Raw genomic sequence first — 14,653 nt, 5'->3', positions numbered from 1 at the left:
CTCTGCTGACGAGTACCCAACATTATCGCCTTGAGCATGAGTATAAAAATACGACACGTTTTCAGTAGATAAGCTCTCTTTATTTGATAAAGGAGGCCAAGCTATGGACATCTTATACAAGTCTTGCGCTGGTATTGATGTGCATCAATCCAATATCGTCGTCTGTGTCTTGCATGGCTCACTCACGTCAACTCGCCCTAAGCGTGAGGAGGCACGTTTTGACACAACAACCAGTGGTTTGAAGGACTGCAGGGATTTTCTCAGCCAATTTGAGGTTGAGGCGGTCGGCATGGAAAGCACAGGCGTTTACTGGAAGCCAGTTTGGCATGCACTCTGCCAAGACTTTGAGCTTATACTGGCTAATCCAGCCCACATGAAGGCTATCCCAGGTCATAAAACGGACAAGAAAGACGCCTGTTGGATTGCCAAGTTAACTAGAATTGGTCTGCTTCCGAAAAGTTTTGTGCCTGATGAAACCATTCAAGAGTTGAGAGACTTGACTCGCCAGCGCAAGCATTTTGTCGAGGCCCGGACCAAGGAAGTCAATCGCATCCACAAGATTTTACAATCAGCTGGCATTAAGCTGACCACTTATATTGAGGACATCATGGGAGCTTCTGGTCGGAACTTGATGACGCTGTTGTGTGATGAGGCAGACATCCATGCGACCAGTGTCCGGCAGGCGGTTTACACCAGCTTGAAGAAGAAAGTGCCAGACTTGCTTAAGGCACTAGACGGCTATTTCTCAGAGCACCATCGCTTTATGCTGAAACAAGCTCTTCGTATTGATGATCATTATCAGGAGGAAATCCAGCTCTTGGAAGAACGGATTGAGAGTTATCTGACTCAGTTTCAAGAGGAAATGGAAATTCTAGACTCTATTCCAGGTATAGACCGACTAACAGCCTCTGTCTTTATCGCAGAAGTTGGTACTGACATGAGTCAGTTCCCAACAGCCGGACATTTGGCGTCATGGGCAGGGCTTTGTCCTGGAAACAACGAAAGTGCAGGCAAGAAACGCAGTACACATATTAGGCATGGCAATGCCTATTTGAAGCGCTGCTTATGTCAGTCCGTCTATGCCGCAAGGCGACAGAAAGACTCTCCTATTGCACATCGTTTTAATCAATTAAAATCACGACGAGGACCACAAAAGGCAACCATTGCTATAGCACATTATTTACTGAAATTAGCTTACCATTTATTAAGTACTCACCAAACTGACGAGCAGGTCCTAGACAGTAGAAAAGGATTGTTAGAGGCGAGCTAACCATCCACAACCAAAAAAAGTTCACTCTTATCATATCATAAGGGAGGATTTTTTGCGCTTTTAGGGTAGTTTTCGTATAAAAAGTCCTAGTTTCTTCATTTTATTATGATGAATAAAGTAAGACGCCTTTCTATTATAAACTCCAATCCAACTTCGGCCCTACAGGAACTACGCCTGTTGGATTAATGGTTTTGTGGCTGCCATAGTAGTGGCGTTTGATATGGTCAAAGTTGACCGTTTCTTTCATGCCTGGTAAGTTGTAAATCCGTTTCGTGTAAGTCCAAAGATTGGGGTAATCTGTCAAGGCTTTCAGGTTACATTTGAAGTGACCATAGTAGACTGAATCAAAGCGGACTAAGGTAGTAAAAAGGCGAATATCAGCTTCTGTTAGCCGATTGCCAACGAGGTAATCCTGTCCTTCAAGGCGCGTTTCTAATACATCCAAAGCTTCAAATAGCTCAACAACTTCTTCTTCATAGACATCTTGCTTGGTCGCAAATCCAGCTTTATAGACGCCGTTATTAATACGATGGTAGACAAATTCATTGATTTCATCTATTTCTTTGAGCCATTCTGCAGGCACATAGTCGCCTTTTTTAGCTCCAAGATCATCAAAGGCCGAATTGAGCATCCGAATGATTTCTGATGATTCATTATTGACAATGGTCTTTGTTTTCTTATCGAACAGAACAGGTACCGTCACGCGCCCTGTGTAGTGCGGATCCACCTGCGTATAGATCTCATGAAGGTAACGCGCATTGAAAACTGGGTCAGCGATTACGCCTTCTCCCTCTTCAAACGTCCAACCATTTTCTAGCATCAGCGGATGAACGACAGAAATCGAAATCATGTCTTCCAAGCCTTTCAGCGTCCTCATCATTAGGGTTCGGCTAGCCCAAGGGCAAGCTAGAGACACATAGAGATGATAGCGCCCTACCTCTGCCTTGAACCCTGCTTTCCCGGTCGCTCCCGCACTGCCGTCTGCTGTAATCCAGTTACGGAATTGTGCTGTCGTGCGTACAAATCGTCCTCCTGTTGACTTGGTATCGTACCATTGGTCGACCCATTTCCCATCTACTAATAAACCCATTGTTGAACTCCTCTGTTCTTTTTTAGAGTATTTTATCACTAATTAGTTATAAAGTCCACAAGTTTATCTTTCCTCTTTCTATCAAGCCATCATAGTGAGGAATACATGAATCGCAAATTCGTTTAATTGCCAATCACTCTTAACACCTATGTTCATTTTCTACAAACTAGACCACCAGTAATTGTCACTGGTGGTCTTTTTGTTATAAAGTTTGTTTGACTTGTTCATAGATAGCATCTGCGGTTAAACCGTATATTTTCATGAGATAGTCTTGTTGACCAACTTGACCAAAAGACTCATTTACACCGATACGGTAAACTGGAGTGTCTTCCATGGTAGCCATGAGTTCACAAATGGCTGACCCAATGCCACCTACACGGTTGTGATTTTCAGCTGTAATAACAGGTTTCCCCGCTAGGAGTCCTGCAATATCCTCATGAATTGGCTTGATGCGAAAGAGATCAATGACCTGAACAGCAATGCCTTCTGCCACTAAGCGGTCCGCTGCAAGGAGTGCTTGCTCTACCATAATACCGCTGGCTACAATGGTCGCATCTGTGCCTTCTCGCAAAATGAAGTAGCCTTTGCTGAAATCTTCATCACCATCATAAATGGCAGTTGGGGCTTTACGAATAGTGCGGATATAGTTATAACCATCCACTGCTAAGGTTTCTTCCAAGACAGCCTTGAACTGAACGTCATCGCTAACCTCATAGATACGAGCTTTTGGAATCAAGCGCATGAGGCCTAAGTCCTCAAACGGCATGTGGGTTCCGCCATTCATTTCAGCAGAAACTCCCGCATCAGAACCAATCACAGTCGCGTTGAGCTGAGAATAGCCTAGAGATAGGAAAACTTGGTCAAATACTCGGCGACTAGCAAATGGACCAAAGGTATGTACATAGGGCTTGTAGCCAAGAACCGATAAGCCTGCTGCTACTCCAATCATCTCCTGCTCCATGATCCCAACATTCACATAACGCTTTCCCAAGATAGGAGACAATTTATTGGTTGACATGGAACTGGACAAGTCTGCTTCTAGGACAGCAATTTGCTGATTGTCTTTTCCATACTCAACTAAAAAGTCGCTGTAGACTAGACGCATTTCTTTTGTTTGACGCATACTCATCCCTCCAATCCTTCTTTTAAGATTGCCACAATGTCTTCCAGTTGATTGATTAATTCACCGCTCAGACGCAAGTGATGGTTGCTTTCCATTTCTTCTAAGAGCGGAATTCCTTGACCTTTAACGGTATCCAAGACGATACATTTTGGTTTTGGTGATCGACTGACCTTGGCGGTTACAATCGCCTCCAAAATTGCTTGAATATCTCCACCGTTTACACGGACAGCTTCCCAGCCAAAAGCTGTAAATTTTTCCACAAAATCAAAAGTTTGGCAGATATCTTTGGTCAAACCATCCAGTTGTTTCTTGTTATCATCGACAAAGAGGATAAGCTTGGATAACTCGTGGTGAGCCGCAAACTGAGCCGCTTCCCAACATTGCCCCTCGTTGAGTTCTCCATCACCAACCAAGACGTAGGTATAATAAGGATTAGCTGTTATCTGCTGTCCATAAGCAATGCCTGTAGCTACACTCATTCCTTGACCCAGAGAACCTGTCGTCATGTCAATACCAGGTGTCAAATTCCGGTCAGGATGGGAGGGGAGGCAAGTCCCATTGCGGTTGAGAGAGTAGAGAAAATCATGATCAAAGAAGCCTTTTAAATAGAGGGTACTATACAGTGCTGGACCTGCATGACCTTTGGATAAAACAAAGTGGTCGCGGTTATGAGATGCAAAGTTCTGGACAGTTATATCCAGAACCTCGCCATATAGAGCCGCCAAAACTTCAACGATTGAAAGACTGCCACCATAGTGCCCAAAACCTAGTTGGTTCAGTGTAGATAAGGTATAGTAGCGAATTTTTTGAGCAAAAGCTTTTAGTTCTGTTGGCTGAGTCATATTAGGCCTCTTTCTTGTCTTTTTTCATCAATGTTAATACAAACATAAGAGCAAGAACGACAAAAATACCAATTGATACGGTTACTACACCACCGTTTTCTGCCAGAAGACCAAGGAAGATTCCTGAGAGTCCAAAGTCAGCATCAGAGAAGGTTGAACCTGCAAATCCGAGACTTCCTAAAACTGGTAGTAAGAAAACTGGCAAGAAACTAAGAAGAATACCTTGAGCAAAAGCACCGATTACAGAGCCACGAACACCACCTGAGGCATTTCCTATAACTCCTGCAGTCGCACCACAGAAGAAATGAGGCACTACCCCTGGCAAAATCACTACACCACCTGTTGCAATCATGATAGCCATGCTGACTAGACCACCTGCAAAACTTGAAATAAAGCCGATCAATACCGCATTTGGAGCATAAGTATAAACAATTGGACAGTCAAGGGCTGGTTTTGAGTTTGGTACTAATTTTTCAGAGATGCCTTTGAAGGCTGGAACGATTTCTGCCAGAATGAGACGGACACCAGAAAGGATGATAAAGACACCTCCAGCGAACGTTCCGCCCAGTTGAAGCGCATAAACCATGCTGTTTGTTCCATCGCTAAGTTCTTGTTCAATCCAAGATCCTCCAGCAAAGGCAGCTACAATCATGTAAATAATAGACATTGATATCGCAATACTAACAGTTGAGTCACGCAAGAAAGCCAAACCTTTAGGAAATTTGATGTCCTCAGTTGATTTAGATTTGTCACCAGCGATACTGCCGATAAAGCCACTGAGCCAGTAACCAAGGGAACTAAAGTGACCGAGGGCTACCTTGTCGTTGCCTGTCAATTGAATCATGTATTTTTGAACAAATGCTGGAGACAGTGTCATGATGATTCCGAGAGCCAATCCTCCCATTACAATCAAACCAAAGGACGTAAAACCTGCCACCGATAAGATAACTGCAATCATACATGCCATATAAAGTGTATGATGACCGGTTAAAAAGATATATTTGAAACGAGTAAAACGAGCAATTAAGATGTTAAACAGCATTCCAAACAGCATAATCAGTGATGTCGCTGTTCCATATTTTGTTAAAGCAAGGGCTACAATGGCTTCGTTATTTGGTACTACCCCTTGCAAATTGAAGGCATGCTCGAACATTGTTCCGAATGGGTTAAGGGACGTTTGTAAAATAGTAGCTCCTCCACCTACAACAATAAAGCCAACAAAAGTCTTAATCCCTCCTTTCATCAACTCTGAGATTGGTTTCTTTTGAAGAGCTAATCCCAAAATTGCTATCAAAGCGACCAAAATCGCAGGTGTTTTAGCAATATCAATTAAGAAATCTAACATAATATTCTCCTTTATTTAAGATCCTAAGGCTATATAAAACGCGCTACTCCTTGGTTTGAGGCGGAGTAGTTTAGACACTACTAAATCAAGCCCTTTTCTTGGCAAATGGTTGTCACAACCTCTCGTAATTCATCCATATCAATAATACTATTGAGTGGACGAACATCTCCGAGATGGGCAGCTGCTTCTTCCAAATCGCGACCAACAATCCAGACATCTGCATCACTAGCAACCGCTCCACCAACATCATAATGCGAAACTTCGACATCTGAAACACCTAATTCTTTCAAAATGGACTCAATATTCATTTGAACCATAAAACTTGAACCCAATCCTGAACCACATGCAGCACCAATTTTTAACATTTATTTTTCCTCCTTTAATAAGTCTGCAATGTCGCTGAACTCTTTTGAGTCAACGAGTTGTTGAATATTTTTTGATTCCCGTAAAATAGCCGTCAAGTGCGAGAGCGCCTTGAGGTGTGTTTGATTATCCACAGCAGCAATACAAATAAACAGTTGAATCTCGTGCTTAGGATCATCCAGTAGGCAAACAGGTTGTTCTAAACGTAGCATAGACATCCCTACGTGATTGACCCCGTCTTCTGGACGAGCATGAGGAATTGCCACTCCTTTTCCAAGATCAATAAAGGGGCCAAAGTCCTCCACTTTGCTAATCATAGCATCAATATACCGCTCCTCAATCGCTTCTGTTGCAATCAAGGGTTGCGCAGCTAAGGCAATCGCCTCTTTCCAAGAAATTTTCTTATCAGAATATTGGTAGGTATCCTTTGTAATCAACTCGTCTAACATAGGACTTCTTTCCTTTCGTTTATAGGATTTTTCATTTAAAAATTGGACCAATTCATACTTGAGAGCTTGCTCATGATGAATGGTGGCGTGCTTGTTAATCACACTCAATAGCTGTTCAATCTCAATGGGGATGTATCCCGCATTCACAAATTGTTCATTCACAAGATGAAATAACTCACGCTTTTGAATAGGCGTCATCACTAAGGGGACTAAGAAAAACGGACAACTTGTTTCCAGTTTTATGGTAGAAAACACCATATCATACGCCGTCTGATCTACCTCTTCAACTTCTGCTAGGGAGTGAGTCTCGGCAAAATAAATATTAGGAAAGAGTTGCTTGAGGTTTTCTTTGATGATCAAAGAGGAACTAACTCCGTTTGGACAAACAACCAAGGCTCGATAGCGAAATTGCCTATCTTGGACAGCTTCTAAGTACCCTCCAAAATGGACCACAAAATAAGAAACTTCACTATCTGGCACCTCAAATCCTAAAACTTTTTCTAGAGGACGCAAAGCTTTTTTGACGATTTCAAATAGATCCTTGTGCTCTTCTTTGATGACATCTGTATAAGCATTGACCGTGACAAGATTGGAAGTCAGGCGTGCATAAGCAGGAATCAGGTGTCGTTTTAGTCCCTCAATTAAATCTGTTTGATGGGTGAACTCGATTAAGGACAGGCGTTCCATCTCCTCTACTATCGCCAATGTTAATTGATAAAACTTATCTTTTTCGGAGATCTCGCCCTCCAAACACCCTTGCAACAAATTGGCCAAGTAATCGACCCAGTAATTCGGTAAATGCAAACCATCAGAACAGACTTTCCAGAGTTGTAATAATAATTCCTTAGTAGACTCTTCTGCTATCAAAGAAACTTCTACAATGTCATCTTGTACACGTCTCTTGCGAACTGATAAATATTGGAGAAAGTATAGGTATTCGTCAAATCGGTCCTCCAAGGTAGACAATTGATAAAAACGAATGACTTGTTGACTGACTTGTTTCAAAGTCGTTATTTGATTTTTTTCTCCCCAAGAACGAAGAAGATAATCCAATGCCCAGACACCGATAGCTGAATTGAGACAAGCACTGATTGCATAAATGGCCAAGCGGTGTTTGTCTTCTTCTCTGCCTGTCAGATGGTAACCTTGTGAGCGTGTATACTCAAACCCAACTCCAAATTGTTCACATAATTCTCGAACAACCTTGATATCTGCCAGTGTTGTGTTGCGACTCACTCCCAACAGATCCTGATAGTGATTATTAGAAATGAAATCCTTTCGAATAAAAGTATAAAGATAAATTAAGAACTGTCGTTCCTCTTGGGTCAAATAAATTTCCCGACTTTTGAGCCACTCAAAAAGCTCTTGTTGCCGATGTAGCAAGGCCTCTGGCACCTGATAAATTCCACCTTCAAAGGCAATCCTCTCAAAACCTTTGTCTTGTAAGAGTTCATTTACCTGTTGGAGATTCGTTAGTAAATCTTTCTTGTCTACACCTGTCTGAATGCTTAATTCATATAAACTCATCGCTTTTGTGGCAAATAATTCCATCACAATGGCAATGGTGCGATTATCAATCATATTTGTCTCCTTATGCTTATTGTAACCCTTTTCATTGTCTTTTTCTACTTGATTTGTGCCCAATTTCTCTTGGATTATTATGCCCGTTGATTGGGCTGATATTCCCTTTGGCTGGTGCAATAACAAAAGACTGGGGAATGACCCCCAGCCTTTCTAGTTCTTATTTTCCAAACAATCGCGCAAAGAAGCCCTTGTTCTGCTGTACTTCTTCTGCCTCTGCCTTGGCTTGATCTAATTCTAATTTCAATGTTTCCTTGTCTGCCATCGCCTTTAAAGTCAACTGTTGTTGCTGATCCAGTTGTTTGTCCTTCTCAGAGATTTGAACATCCTTCACGCGTAATTGCTCATCTTTTTCAGCTAACTGCTTGTCTTTAGCCTTTAGCTGATTATAAAGACGCAAGATTTCAGCATTCTTCTCATCGACCAAGATTTCCATCAATTCGCGCTGTTTCACTTCTTCGCTGACTGGCTCATCTTCAAAAATAGTTGTCTTGTAGATTTCTTCCAGCTTAACCAATCCAGCTCGATTGACAACGGTCACGCCTTTTTCATTTTTTTCCACAAATTCTTCAGGAAGCGACTTGACACGATTATTCATCGCCTGCCGACTGACTCCTAAAATTTCAGCAAGTTCGCTGACTGTTTTTTCAATTCCCATAATATCCTCAATCGCTTGATGTTTCTAGATTCTTATCATTAAAATCTTACCACAACCCCTAGTAACTGTCAAATATAGGGGAGGATTGAAGAGGCTTTACAGAGCGTTTTGTGGTAAAATGAAGCCATGAATACTTTTGATACGATAATTATTGGAGCAGGCCCTGCTGGTATGATGGCGGCGGTGGCTTCTGCTTTTTATGGAAAATCCACCCTTTTACTGGAAAAAAATCGCCGTTTAGGGAAGAAACTAGCAGGAACTGGAGGTGGACGCTGCAATGTGACCAATAATGGCACACTGGAAGATTTGTTAGAAGGAATCCCTGGTAATGGGCGTTTTCTTTACAGTGTTTTTTCTCAATTTGACAACCATGACATCATGAACTTCTTTGAGGAAAATGGGGTCACACTCAAGGTCGAAGACCATGGTCGCGTCTTCCCCACAACGGACCGTTCGCAGACTATCATCAAGGTGCTTGAAATGAAAATGCTAGAGCTGGGAGTCCAGATTCGCACAGGGACAGAGGTTGTCTCTGTCAAGAAAGAAGACCATCTTTTCCAAGTCAAAACAAGCGACCAAATCTTTAGCGCGCCACAAGTCATTGTCACAACAGGGGGCAAGACCTACCCTTCAACTGGTTCTACTGGTTTTGGTCATGATATTGCTCGGCATTTTAAGATGATGGTCACGGACTTGGAGGCTGCGGAGAGTCCACTCTTGACCGATTTCCCTCACAAGGCTTTACAGGGTATTTCGCTGGATGATGTAACCTTGTCCTATGGCAAGCACGTCATCACCCACGATTTGCTCTTCACGCACTTCGGCCTATCTGGACCCGCTGCCTTGCGGCTCTCTAGCTTTGTCTCTGGCGGGGAAATAGCAGAGCTGGATTTCCTACCGCAGACTAGTTCAGATGAGATGCTCCGCTATTTGACAGAAAATCGAGAGAAATCTGTCAAAAATGCTCTAAAAACTTGGGTGCCTGAGCGTGTTGCTGACTTTATCGCCAAGGATTTCCCAGAGAAGGTCAAGCAATTATCTCCAAACCAGCTTCAAGAAGTCATTGACCAACTCAAAAAACTTCCCATCAAGATTACTGGTAAAATGTCCCTGGCCAAATCTTTTGTGACAAAAGGTGGTGTAGATCTCAAGGAAATCAATCCTAAGACCTTGGAAAGCAAAAAGGTGTCGGGGTTGCATTTTGCAGGGGAAGTCTTGGACATCAACGCCCATACAGGTGGCTTTAATATCACTTACTGCCTCTGCACTGGCTGGGTGGCAGGAAGCCAGCTTGTTTAAATCGTAAAGAAAGAAGAAATCATGCGTTTTAACGAATTTCAGCAACCAATCGGTGACGCTCTTCCAGATTTTCAAGAAGGTGCTTTACCATCTATTACCGTCTTGGAGGGGCAGACTGTCCGTATTGAGAAAATCAGTCTCGCACATGAAGAAGATCTTTATCAGCATTATGGACCAACTAGCGCACCACAGCACTGGACCTATTTGCCTATTGATTCGTTCACAAATCGAGAAGATTTCCATACTTTTCTACTTCAACTGGTAGCGTCTTTTGACCCCTATTACCTAACCATCATTGACAAGGAAACCAATCAAGCTGTCGGAACCTTTGCCCTCATGCGAATCGATACGAAGCATCGTATTATTGAAATAGGCTGGGTGGTCTTTTCAGAGCGACTTCAACAGACACGACAAGCCACTGAAGCCCAGTATTTAGTGATGAAATATGTCTTTGAGACCTTGCAATACCGCCGCTACGAATGGAAATGTGACCATCTCAATGCTCCTAGTCGCAAGGCAGCAGAGCGCCTCGGCTTTACCTTTGAAGGCACCTTTCGTCAAGCTGCTGTTTATAAAGGGCGTAGCCGCGACACAGACTGGTTCTCTATCTTAGATCAGGAATGGCCAGCAAGAAAACAGACCCTCAAAACTTGGCTCAAGGACGGTAATTTCTCATCAGATGGTCAACAAATCCACTCCCTTTCACAATTACAGCAAAAGGGAATGGAATAAATATCGTTAAATCGTTAAAAATGACGATTTCGATTTCTCTCCGCTCTCTTATTTCTAGGCGTTCGACCTGAAATAGTCTCCCAGACCGGTTCACTCCCACCTCCGCACTGTTGATGAGGAAGGCCATTATCACTTGCAACGCAAAGGATGAGCTCCTCCAATTAGCAGTGACTCATTGGTGCTAAAGCACCTAATGAGTTGTGCAGGGGTAACACTAAAACTGGCAAAGCCAGTGAGTGTTACTCCCAACCACTGCGTCAAACTGTCATATCTAAATTAGCTAAAAAGAGGTGGGACTTTTGTCCCAACCTCTTTATTTTTTTATCTGACCTGCCCACGTTGGTAAGAATCATTATAGACCTTAAAATCATGATCGTGGAGAGTTTCTGCTGCATCTGCCAACCAGTTGACATTCCGAATAAGACTACGTCCGACCTCAATCAAATCTGCTTGTCCTGTTTGCAGCAGGTGCTCAGCTAGAGCTGGCTCATTGATGAGACCAACTGCCGTACATGGGATGCTTACAGCTTCTTTCATTTTAGCGGTGAAAGGCGCTTGGTAGCTACCATAAATTGGAATATTAGGACGGACTGCCAGAAGTCCACCTGTTGAAATGTCCAGAGCATCTGCACCGTCTCTTTCTAGCCAGGAGCCGAGGGTCTGCCAGTCTTCGAGCGTATTTTCCACACCTGTCTCATCATAGGCTGTCATGGATAGACGAACCCAGATTGCCCCTGAAAAAACCTCTTTTAAGCGCGGAAGCAATTCCCCTACAAAACGGTAACGATTGTCCAGAGAACCACCATAAGCATCTGTCCGCTGATTTGTTAGAGGTTCTAAAAACTGATTAATGAGATAACCATGCGCACCATGTAACTCAATCAAGTCAAAACCAGCTTCCTCCGCACGCTTGGCTGCTGCAACAAAAGAATCCTGCACGCGCTGGATATCTTCTATTGTCATCTCACGAGGTTGGCCAAATACCTCATCATAAGCCAGTGGACTTGGTGCGATAAGGTCTACAGCATCCTTTGCCTTTCGGCCAGCATGACAGAGTTGTACCCCTACCTTAGTTCCTAAACTATGCAAATTGTCAACCAGAGATTTCATCCCTACTACCTGCTCATCTTCCCATAAGCCGAGGTCATTTTTGGTCAAACGCCCGTCAGGCTCAACAGCTGTCGCTTCTAAGATGATGAGTCCCACCTGACCAATTGCACGAGCCCCATAATGAGCCTGATGAAAAGGAGTGACCTTGCCATCTTCTTTTTTGACCTCATACATACACATGGGTGGCATGACCACCCGATTTTTTAATTCTAGTCCTGCAATCCGAACAGGAGACAATAATTGAGACATAAATTCCTCCTATCTGGGCAAGTTCCCTATTACCATACCCTTTTTCTTATCTATTTATTGTAACACAAGCACCTCATAAGCTGGAAAATGACGTTCAAAAATAGGGAAATTCTTGTAGGAAGAGTTGAATTTTTCAGGAATATTTTGTATTATAATTATAATACAAAAAGATAGGAGAGGGCTGATGAAATTACAGATTGATAACATTTCCAAACAATTTGACCACAAGGTTATCTTGAAAGATGCTTCCTTTACTTTTGAAACAGGAAAAATTTATGGTCTCCTTGGGCGAAATGGAGCTGGAAAAACCACCTTTTTCAACTGCATTGCTCGCAATATACAGTTAGATGGTGGGCAGATTTCCTTTATGGAAAACGATGTTCTTCGATCCTATGATAATACTGAAATTGGCTTTACCCAAACTACTCCACAGTTACCAGCCTTTATGACTGCCTATGAATTTATCCGTTTTTACATGGATATTCACAAAGAGCATCTGAAAGACGCCCGCCGCCCAGAAGACTGGCTCCATATGGTAGGGATTGACTCTGTCGACCAGCATCGTCTGCTCAAAGATTTTTCACACGGAATGCAAAACAAGGTACAAATGCTCTTGTCCCTTGTCGTCCAGCCTCCTGTTCTATTATTGGATGAACCTTTGACCTCCTTTGATCCGGTTGCCGCCCATGAGTTTAAACAGTTGATTCGGCAAGCCAAGAAAGACTCTATCGTCATCTTTTCTACCCACGTTTTACAATTAGCTCAGGACTTGTGCGATGAGATTGTCCTGCTACATCACCAGACGTTCCAAAGTATTCCAGCTGAAAAACTCCATGATGCAGACTTCGAGCAAGAAATCGTGGATCTTCTGACAGAAGAATAGGAGACGGAGATGAAAAAAATCTTTCAAATCACTTGGTACAAAAAACGCTACCATACCCATGTGGCTGTCAATGGACTCTTTTATTATCTACGACGTATTCCTTTCATTGGTAAAAAAATTCCAGAAGCCATTTACAGAAATGTCTCCCTTAAGTATGCTCTCTTTCTCATTTTTAGTATTCTTGCGGTTCCGATACAGATTTTTGCTAAGTTTTTCTGGCTGGGGCTCTATTTAGCCCTGGCTATCGTTGGTATCCACTTCATAAAAACAGGAGAGCCAGGTTTTACCTTAGACCCTCAGGCATGGCCACTCGCCCTCATTTTTTGGATACTCTTAGCAGGAGTGATTCTTCATTGGAATAATGGTTTTTCTAGCAGTATTTTAAAAACAGATCGTGATTTTTTACAAAATTTCGGCCTGTCTCGTCGACAATTTGTCCATTCAGAACTCTTTGTTGAGCCATTATTAACCAGTTTGTATTATCTCCCAGCACTGCTTGTTTTTACTTGGCTCAGTAAACAGTGGTTTTTATTACCAGCTGGTCTTCTGACGATTCCAGCACTGCGACTGGGTGGTGCCAGCCTTATTCGTATTTGTTTTATCTACCATATCCCCAAGAAAATCAGCAACTACGTTACCTACGCTGTTACTGGATTAGCCATCCTTGGCTTTGGATTGAGTTTCTTCTTTTATAAAATTTTCACAGCGGATTTCTTTCTTGTTTTGCTCCTTCTTTGGATAGGTCTCTTCATCGTTAGTCTTAGATACCTTCTACACTTTCAAGCAACGGACGGTTTTTTATCAAAGTCTTTTGAGGACTCATTAGCAGATGACAAAGTCTTAGAAACCATTAACAAAAATAACGAGTATACTCGCCAGGGACTGGATATGCAGAAGAAATTGAGGCTTGGCGAAGAAAAAGACCTCTCTCATCTGACTGGCATGGCCTATCTCAACGCTCTGCTGTTTCAGCGATATCGAACCATTCTACAAAAGAAATTGCTCTTTAGACTAGGGATTTTGGCAGTGATTGCTGTAGCGGTAAGGATTTTCTTACACTTTGGCATGGGCCCCTTAAAAGACAAACATTTGATTTCGATCATGCCCTTCCTCTTTATGGTCATGTATCTCTTCTCTTTGGGAAAGGCCTTGGCTCAAATGGTCTTTGTTAATTGTGACATTGCCATGCTCCATTATCCTTTCTATCGTGAAAGTGGCAATATCATCTCTGGTTTCAACTATCGTTTTCTCCAAAGCGTCAAATACAATTCCTGCTTTGCCATCGGGATTTTTCTGACCCTACTAACTTGGGGACACTTCGGTTATTCACTTGGAGTGATTTTAACCCTAGCCCTACTGTTGAGCAGTTTAACAGCCCTGCTTTCCTTCCACGACCTCTTTATCTACTATGTCCTCCAACCTTTTACAAAGGACATGGAAGTGGTTAACCCTCTCTATAAAATTTTGAGTGGGGCAACCTATTGGGCCGCCTATCTTTCTTCTCAACTAGATGTGGATAGCCTCCATTATGCCTATATCATCTCAGGCGCACTTCTCTTATATGTTGGTGTGGGTTATCTTATCCTCCTCAAGCAGGCTCCCAAAACCTTTGTCTTAAAATCCTAATCATAATAACAGAAAAAATCCGAGAATATCTCG

At 42.7% G+C, this 14,653-nt stretch carries 13 protein-coding genes; 5 read left to right on the top strand and 8 right to left on the bottom strand.

Annotated elements, in window-relative coordinates:
• The first annotated feature begins 103 nt into the window (after window positions 1–103).
• Entirely contained in the window at window positions 104–1,270 is a 1,167-nt protein-coding gene (locus tag A3I9_RS0111680; RefSeq protein ID WP_018379208.1) for an IS110 family RNA-guided transposase, read from the top strand.
• Window positions 1,271–1,403: 133 nt separating this feature from the next.
• On the opposite strand, the gene A3I9_RS0111675 is transcribed toward A3I9_RS0111680, so the two are convergent.
• The 7 genes from A3I9_RS0111675 to A3I9_RS0111645 form a co-directional block, all read right to left on the bottom strand.
• Window positions 1,404–2,360 carry a glutathione S-transferase family protein gene (locus A3I9_RS0111675; RefSeq protein WP_018379207.1) on the bottom strand — a complete coding sequence of 319 codons (957 nt, stop codon included), beginning with the start codon at window positions 2,358–2,360 and terminating at the stop codon, window positions 1,404–1,406.
• Window positions 2,361–2,562: 202 nt separating this feature from the next.
• Window positions 2,563–3,483: a transketolase family protein gene (locus tag A3I9_RS0111670; RefSeq protein WP_018379206.1), complete on the bottom strand. Its 921-nt coding sequence runs from the start codon at window positions 3,481–3,483 to the stop codon at window positions 2,563–2,565.
• 2 nt (window positions 3,484–3,485) lie between these two features.
• Window positions 3,486–4,325: a transketolase gene (locus tag A3I9_RS0111665; RefSeq protein ID WP_018379205.1), complete on the bottom strand. Its 840-nt coding sequence runs from the start codon at window positions 4,323–4,325 to the stop codon at window positions 3,486–3,488.
• 1 nt (window position 4,326) lies between these two features.
• Window positions 4,327–5,670 carry a PTS ascorbate transporter subunit IIC gene (locus A3I9_RS0111660; protein WP_018379204.1) on the bottom strand — a complete coding sequence of 448 codons (1,344 nt, stop codon included), beginning with the start codon at window positions 5,668–5,670 and terminating at the stop codon, window positions 4,327–4,329.
• An 80-nt stretch (window positions 5,671–5,750) separates the two neighbouring features.
• The gene (locus tag A3I9_RS0111655) at window positions 5,751–6,035 is read right to left on the bottom strand and encodes a PTS sugar transporter subunit IIB (RefSeq protein ID WP_018379203.1); all 285 of its coding nucleotides are present in this window, start codon (window positions 6,033–6,035) and stop codon (window positions 5,751–5,753) included.
• Window positions 6,036–8,063: a BglG family transcription antiterminator gene (locus A3I9_RS0111650; protein WP_018379202.1), complete on the bottom strand. Its 2,028-nt coding sequence runs from the start codon at window positions 8,061–8,063 to the stop codon at window positions 6,036–6,038.
• Between the two features lie 160 nt (window positions 8,064–8,223).
• Window positions 8,224–8,721 carry a DUF536 domain-containing protein gene (locus A3I9_RS0111645; RefSeq protein ID WP_018379201.1) on the bottom strand — a complete coding sequence of 166 codons (498 nt, stop codon included), beginning with the start codon at window positions 8,719–8,721 and terminating at the stop codon, window positions 8,224–8,226.
• A 126-nt stretch (window positions 8,722–8,847) separates the two neighbouring features.
• Between A3I9_RS0111645 and aao the strand changes: the two genes are divergently transcribed.
• Complete coding sequence (gene aao / locus A3I9_RS0111640; protein WP_018379200.1) at window positions 8,848–10,020, top strand: aminoacetone oxidase; 1,173 nt, start codon at window positions 8,848–8,850, stop codon at window positions 10,018–10,020.
• Window positions 10,021–10,041: 21 nt separating this feature from the next.
• Window positions 10,042–10,752 carry a GNAT family N-acetyltransferase gene (locus tag A3I9_RS0111635; RefSeq protein ID WP_018379199.1) on the top strand — a complete coding sequence of 237 codons (711 nt, stop codon included), beginning with the start codon at window positions 10,042–10,044 and terminating at the stop codon, window positions 10,750–10,752.
• Between the two features lie 321 nt (window positions 10,753–11,073).
• On the opposite strand, the gene A3I9_RS0111630 is transcribed toward A3I9_RS0111635, so the two are convergent.
• The gene (locus A3I9_RS0111630; RefSeq protein ID WP_018379198.1) at window positions 11,074–12,111 is read right to left on the bottom strand and encodes an oxidoreductase; all 1,038 of its coding nucleotides are present in this window, start codon (window positions 12,109–12,111) and stop codon (window positions 11,074–11,076) included.
• 184 nt (window positions 12,112–12,295) lie between these two features.
• On the opposite strand from A3I9_RS0111630, the gene A3I9_RS0111625 reads away from it, so the two are divergent.
• Together A3I9_RS0111625 and A3I9_RS0111620 are read left to right on the top strand one after the other, a co-directional pair.
• The gene (locus tag A3I9_RS0111625; RefSeq protein ID WP_018379197.1) at window positions 12,296–12,994 is read left to right on the top strand and encodes an ABC transporter ATP-binding protein; all 699 of its coding nucleotides are present in this window, start codon (window positions 12,296–12,298) and stop codon (window positions 12,992–12,994) included.
• A 9-nt stretch (window positions 12,995–13,003) separates the two neighbouring features.
• Window positions 13,004–14,620: a hypothetical protein gene (locus tag A3I9_RS0111620; protein WP_018379196.1), complete on the top strand. Its 1,617-nt coding sequence runs from the start codon at window positions 13,004–13,006 to the stop codon at window positions 14,618–14,620.
• The last annotated feature ends 33 nt before the right edge of the window (window positions 14,621–14,653 follow it).

This window comes from Streptococcus ovis DSM 16829 (assembly GCF_000380125.1).
GTDB lineage: Bacteria > Bacillota > Bacilli > Lactobacillales > Streptococcaceae > Streptococcus > Streptococcus ovis.
The sequence above is the reverse complement of the archived record's forward strand: the minus strand, read 5'-3'. Positions and strand labels throughout refer to the sequence as shown.